We start from the raw sequence: 6169 nt of genomic DNA on the forward strand, positions 1-6169 counted from the left end.
ACTCTGGAGCACGACCGGGTGATGGATGACCTGACCATAACATCGCGGATGGAAAAGGGGCCTCATGGCCCCTTCTCTATCCGTGACATTCCCCCGCCTAAAAGCGGAAGGTGAGCCCGATATTGGCCTGCCACTGGGTCACCAAATCCCCCTTCACCTTGAACAGACACTGATCCGGGTTGCAGAGAAACTCGCTACTGTCGTTGGCAAGCGAGCCGTAGCCCCGCACCTCGGCCCGCAGGGCCAGATGCTCGGACAGGCGGGGCTGAACGCCGAGCGCCAGCGACATGGAGGGCATCACCTCGCTGTCGTAGGCGGCAAAGCGCGTGACCCCGATACCGGCACCGATATAGGGCGCCAGCAGGTTGTCGGCGAGGGTCAGTGCACCGGCGAAGTGCAAGGTATCCACCGTGAGGCGATCCGGCTGATCGGGGGAGAGGGTGGTGGACTGGTGGCTGTAGAGCAGCTCGATCATGCCGGGGTCATCCACCTCCTTGCTGATGAAGAGCCCCCAGCTGCCGGAGGCCTGCCCCTTCAGCTCGTCAATGCTGGCCGACACTGGCGCAGGCTGGGGATCCTCGCTGCGCTTGAAATCGATGGCGGAGCTGTAGCCGTAAAATGGCGTCACCTGCCAGCTCAATCCGGCCCCGGCCTCCCCCTCGCCGCTCCACGCCTGCCCAAGGGGCAGCAGTGCCCCCATCATCACCATCCCGACTCGTCTCATCCTCACCTCCGGCCAATCCATTTTGCTCAAAAAGCATACCAGAGCCATCCCGTCGCCATCCTAAATGGCACCTGTACCGGCTCATTTTCCGTGGCGTTAAAAGCGCCTGTGTCATTCATCGGCCATTAACCGCAGCCACGTATGCTGGCGCCCAATCCGGGTCATGGTGGCCCGGCACAAGCCGACAGCAGAAGGATGCCGGAGATGGCGACAGCCCCCCTCAACGACCCGCAACACACCCTCGCCAATACCCTGCGGGCCACCGCCCACGCCATCGAAGAGAGCCATATCAGCCTGCGCCAGATGCTCGCGCTGGTCGGCGAGCAGGGGATGCTGCTCTTCTGCGTGCTGCTCACCGTCCCCTTCCTGCTGCCGGTCTCGATCCCCGGCGTCAGCACCCCGTTTGGCCTCTTGATCCTCTTTATCGGTATCGGCATCACCCTCAATCGGGTGCCCTGGCTGCCCGCCATCCTGATGGAGCGCCGCTTCGCTGCCGACCAGCTCAAGCCGACCCTGCACAAGGGGGCGGATCTGCTGGCTCGGGTAGATCGCGTTATCCGCCCGCGCCTGCTCGCCCTGACCGCCAGCAGCACCATCAACCGCTGCAACGGCCTGCTGATCATGCTGGCCGCCCTGCTGCTGATGCTGCCCCTGGGCGCCATCCCCTTCACCAACGCCCTGCCCGCCTGGGCCATTCTGCTGCTGGCCACCGGTATGCTGCAGCGGGATGGTCTGTTTGTCGCCGGCGGCTATCTGCTGGTGAGCGCGACCCTGGTCTGGTTCGGCGTACTGGCGGCCGGCCTGCTGATGGCGGGCCAGAGCGCCACCAGTTTGCTCGGCTAAATGAGAGGCAAAGAAAAAGGGCGACCGGATGGTCGCCCTTTTTGACTTGTGCGGGATCCGCCGTTACAGCAGATCGTAGATAAGGGCCGAGATGGCCAGCAGCCCGATCACCAGCACGAAGAGGGTACTCGCCCCGCGATAACGCTTGAGGGCAGGCAGACGATAGATGGAGCAGGCCGGCAGCAGGAACAGGATCACCGCGATGAGCGGCCCGCTCACCTTCTCGATGATCTCCAGCACGTTGGGATTGAGGTAGGTAATCACCCCGGTCACCACGAACAGAATGACTGACGAGACCCGCGCGATAGTCGCTTCACGCAGGGAAAGGCCCAGCCCCTGACAGGCGCCGCTCACCATGCTCACCGTCCCCTCGCTCACCCCCATGGAGGTACCGAGGAAGGATTTGGACATGGCCAGAATGGCGATAAGCGGCCCCACATAGGCGATCAGCGGATTGGAGAACTTGTTCGCCAGCGCCGACAGCACGGAGATATTGTCGATGCGCGCCTGCGCCATCTCGGCCTGACTCAGGCTCATCACGCAGCTCACCACGAAGAAGAGCACGCTGCCGCAAATCAGCAGACTGCTGCACTTGATGATCCGCTTGGCGCGCAGGTCGGCACTCTCCTGACAGCGCTTCTTCTGCGCCGCACTGAAGGAGGAGATGATGGGCGCATGGCTGAACGAAAACACCATCACCGGCACGATCAGCCAGAGGGATTTCCAGAACGCCGGATCACGCCAGTCCACCGCCTGACTCTCGCTGAAGTAGGATAGGCTCCACTGGGGCAGCAGATAGATGGAGAGGCCGATGAGGAAGGCGACCATGGGCAGCGCCAGCACGCTGATGGCCGACACCACGATCTGCTTGCCCGCCAGCAGCACCAGATGCAGACCCAGCATCACCCCCAATACCAGCAGACCGCGCGGGATCTCGGCATCCCCCAGCTGGTGCACCACAAAGCTCTGGATCGCGTTGGTGATGGAGATGCTGTAGACCAGAATGATGGGATAGAAGGCCATCAGATAGACCAGCATCAGCAGCTTGCCCGCCCGCGCCCCGAAGTGCTCCTCCACCACGTGGGTGATATCCCCCTCCTTGTGGGAGCTGGAGAGCACAAAGCGGCTCAACGCCCGATGGGAATAATAAGAGAGCGGAAATGCGAGCAGCAAAATAAACAATAAAATAACCGGCGAATTACTGCCGACGGTAATTGGGAGAAATAGCGTACCGGCACCGACCGCAGTGGCATATAAGCCCATGGTCCATACCGAATCACTTTTCTCCCATTTCAATTTTGAAACCGGGTTACTCTTTTCAGCAATAGAAACACTCATTGCAATATATACCTTATTAATCTGTCATCATTATTTTTATTGGCCCGAATAACAGGCTGGCAATATCAGGCGGCATTTGGCCGCAGGTGCAGAAAAAGCAAATCCGCCAGCGGCCAACAGGGCCACCGGAGTGAAATGGAGATGCCACGCTACCATCGTTGAAATCGCCATCCGGGTCAAGGTTAATAATTCATGACCGTTTGAATCGGATTGTTTCAAAACGGGGCGAGATGTATCGCATTCGTCACCAGCACACCCATTTATCCCCGTTTGATAACATACCGATAAACCCTTGTTCTGTTGCCCAACAACACAAATAAGAACAGCGATCGGGCAGCCAATATTACCACCATAGCTCGCGAGATATCAGTGAAATAATATGGCGAACTTTTCATCCAATTAATGTTTGCATCAACAAGGGTTTATTCATTAATTTTCGGGGGCGGCCGGACAGTGCGCCACCCGATTGCGCCCCGTCCGCTTGGCTTCGTAGAGCCACTCGTCGGCCCGAGCCAGCGCCACATTGATATCCTCTCCGGGCAACACCAGCGTGGCCCCCAGACTGACCGTCATGCCAACCGGTTCGGCGGGCAGCGCCTCGACCGCGGCGCGGATCCCCTCGGCCATCTGCAACAAGCCTGCCTCATCAAGCCGTGGCAGCAGGATCACGAACTCCTCGCCGCCGCTGCGCACAAAGAGATCGTCTGCCCGCAGCCGACCATCGACGCAGGCAGCAAAGCGTTGCAGTGCCAGATCCCCCTGCTGATGGCCGAAGCGGTCGTTGATCTGCTTGAAGTGATCGATATCGAGCATAAGCAGGCCACAGGGGGCCTCGCTGCCTCTCACCAGCTGGCAATGCTCGAAGAAGTAGCGGCGGTTATGAAGGCCGGTCAGCTGGTCGGTCTCGCTCTGGCGCTGCAGGCGCTGCTGCAACTCGAACTGGCGGGTGATATTGCGGGTCACCCAAGCCACCGCCCGCTTGCCGTCATAGAGGGATGGCAGAGGTGCAATCTTGCCCTCAAAGCGCTGCACGCCTTGCGGCCCGACACCGGCATTGATGCCACCCACCTCGCTGGCCGCCAACTCATACTCCACCACCCGCACCAGACCGCTGTTGAGCGCCAGTGCGACTTGCTCCATCACCCAGAGGGACATCGCCTCCGGCAGCACATCCAGCAGCCGCTTGCCAGCCAGCGGATTGCCGTCCTGATAGGATTGATGCTCCATGCCTCCTATGTATTCCACGTAATAGCCATCTTCACTCAGGATGAAGACCGGGTCTGGCAACTGCGCCATCACCTCGTAAAGCTGCGATACCGAAAGAGTCATGGATGCTCCTGTACTTCTGTGGCCAACAGGGACTGGCTATTGTGCCCCAACTCGACAGCCCGCCAACCATCACCATATGGGACAGATTTCCAGCAGTGCCAAGATTCCTTTACAGCAAGTTTATCCCGTTTGGTGAAACAACCCGACGCAACCCGCAATCCCGCAGTTCGCCACCCATATCCCATTGTTTCAAAAAGAGGCTTCGTTTAGGCTCCTGTAGCTCGCCCCCATTTTTATCCCTCCATGGAGACGCAGCCCGATGCCACAGGAGGGGAATCGCACAAGGAGTTGCAGGATGAAGAATGCCATCGTCAAAGCCCGTTTCGAGGCGGTCAGCCTCGAAGGGGAACAGCTCACCCTCAAGATCGCCATCAAGGCCCCCGAGCCGGATCCACGCTCGGCTGGCGGTGACTGGCGCTGCAAGGTGAAACTGGCGGGGCTGAGCGACAAGACCTTTATCTACGGCATCGACAGCCTGCAGGCACTGAGCCTCGCCATCAAGTTTGTCGAGACCGAGCTGCGCGCCTTCTCCGATGCGGGCTGGCAGTTCTATCTGCAGGACTGCCCCGATCACCCCATCGACATGAGCGCCTGCTACTTTCCGGCGCTCTAGCCCGGCCCATCCAAGGAGACCAGATGCACGGACCCGATCCCGCCAATCCCCACCCCATGAACGGCTTCCCCCAGGTGTGCTTTATCAAGAACACCATCAAGGGGCCCAATATCGAGGTGGGTGACTACACCTATTACGACGACCCGGAGGATTCGGCGGGCTTCGAGCGCAACGTCCTCTACCACTTCCCCTTCATCGGCGACAAGCTCATCATCGGCAAGTTCTGCGCCATCGCCCGCGGGGTGACGTTCATCATGAACGGCGCCAACCACCAGACCTCCGGCTTCTCCACCTACCCCTTCTTTATCTTCGGCAACGGCTGGGAGCATGCCGCCCCCGCCCCGGGCAGCCTCCCCTACAAGGGCGATACCGTCATCGGCAACGATGTCTGGATTGGTTATGACGCCTTGATCATGCCGGGGGTAAAAGTCGGCAACGGCGCCATTATCGCCGCCCGCTCCGTGGTCACCGGCGACGTGCCCGCCTACGCCGTGGTCGGCGGCAACCCCGCCAAGGTGATCCGCTACCGCTTCGACGACGACACCATCGCCCGTCTCAATGCCATCGCCTGGTGGGACTGGCCGGTGGAGCAGATCAGCCGCAACCTGCCGCTTATCAGCGGCGGCGAAATAGCCGCGCTGGAAGCGGCAACCCCATAGAGAGAACCACCATCAAGCAGGAAGCACTATGCAACTAACCCCACCCCAACCGCCTCAGGACGATGAGATCGAAGCGCTGCGCATTGGCCTCTCGGGCTTCAACAAGGATCACGCCGGCACCCATCTGCGCGAACGGATCGCCAGCTTTATCAAGGATGAAGAGGGCAAGGTACACGGCGGCATCATCGCCGACATCAAGTGGGGCTGGCTGCACGTCGACTGGCTCTGGATCGACGAAAGCATCCGCCGCGATGGCTGGGGCGGCCGCCTGCTCGGCGCCATGGAGCAGTACGCCCAAAGCAAGGGCATCAGCAACTACCATCTGGAAACCACCAGCTTTCAGGCCCTCCCCTTCTACCAGAAGCAGGGTTACGAGGTCTTTGGCCAGCTGCCCGATATGCCGCCGGGGCATATCAGTTACTTTCTGAAAAAGCAGGATAAGTGATGACTCTCCCGCGCCTTGCCAACGCTCAGCTCGTGATCCGCCCGTTCGAACCGGGCGTTTCCGTGCGGCGGGCGGTCGCTCTGCAGCGTGACTCTGGCTTTGAACAGTTGGGTCTATTTCGGCTGGAGATCGTAATGGGGATTGGCAACAGCGCCAGCAAGGAGGTGGCCATCGCCGCTGGGGCTACCTTTGAGTGTCGGGCTAAATAGCTGTTCCGA

7 protein-coding genes and 1 pseudogene are annotated in these 6169 nt (G+C 60.2%); 5 read left to right on the top strand and 3 right to left on the bottom strand.

Features of this window, described 5'->3' with window-relative positions; translation table 11 throughout:
* Positions 1-97: 97 nt before the first annotated feature.
* The gene (locus AACR93_RS07110) at positions 98-724 is read right to left on the bottom strand and encodes an outer membrane beta-barrel protein (protein WP_043850284.1); all 627 of its coding nucleotides are present in this window, start codon (positions 722-724) and stop codon (positions 98-100) included.
* Between the two features lie 204 nt (positions 725-928).
* Between AACR93_RS07110 and AACR93_RS07115 the strand changes: the two genes are divergently transcribed.
* Positions 929-1567: an exopolysaccharide biosynthesis protein gene (locus tag AACR93_RS07115; RefSeq protein ID WP_043850285.1), complete on the top strand. Its 639-nt coding sequence runs from the start codon at positions 929-931 to the stop codon at positions 1565-1567.
* Positions 1568-1630: 63 nt separating this feature from the next.
* On the opposite strand, the gene AACR93_RS07120 is transcribed toward AACR93_RS07115, so the two are convergent.
* A complete protein-coding gene (locus AACR93_RS07120; protein ID WP_043850286.1) occupies positions 1631-2905 on the bottom strand; it encodes an amino acid permease in 1275 nt (424 codons plus the stop codon).
* A 429-nt stretch (positions 2906-3334) separates the two neighbouring features.
* On the bottom strand, positions 3335-4234 hold the full coding sequence (locus AACR93_RS07125; protein WP_043850287.1) for a GGDEF domain-containing protein: 900 nt from the start codon (positions 4232-4234) through the stop codon (positions 3335-3337).
* Between the two features lie 295 nt (positions 4235-4529).
* Here AACR93_RS07125 and AACR93_RS07130 point away from each other — a divergent pair, with 295 nt between their 5' ends.
* The 4 genes and pseudogenes from AACR93_RS07130 to AACR93_RS07145 all read left to right on the top strand — a co-directional run.
* A complete protein-coding gene (locus tag AACR93_RS07130) occupies positions 4530-4847 on the top strand; it encodes a DUF6968 family protein (RefSeq protein ID WP_043850288.1) in 318 nt (105 codons plus the stop codon).
* Between the two features lie 23 nt (positions 4848-4870).
* Positions 4871-5506, top strand: coding sequence for a Vat family streptogramin A O-acetyltransferase (locus AACR93_RS07135; protein WP_043850289.1), 636 nt, complete (start codon positions 4871-4873; stop codon positions 5504-5506).
* 28 nt (positions 5507-5534) lie between these two features.
* Positions 5535-5951, top strand: coding sequence for a GNAT family N-acetyltransferase (locus tag AACR93_RS07140; RefSeq protein ID WP_043850290.1), 417 nt, complete (start codon positions 5535-5537; stop codon positions 5949-5951).
* A gap of 65 nt (positions 5952-6016) precedes the next feature.
* Positions 6017-6160: pseudogene (locus AACR93_RS07145) on the top strand (GNAT family N-acetyltransferase); the annotation flags it as partial.
* Positions 6161-6169 lie beyond the last annotated feature (9 nt).

This window comes from Aeromonas sp. L_1B5_3 (genome assembly GCF_963866575.1).
GTDB lineage: Bacteria > Pseudomonadota > Gammaproteobacteria > Enterobacterales > Aeromonadaceae > Aeromonas > Aeromonas jandaei.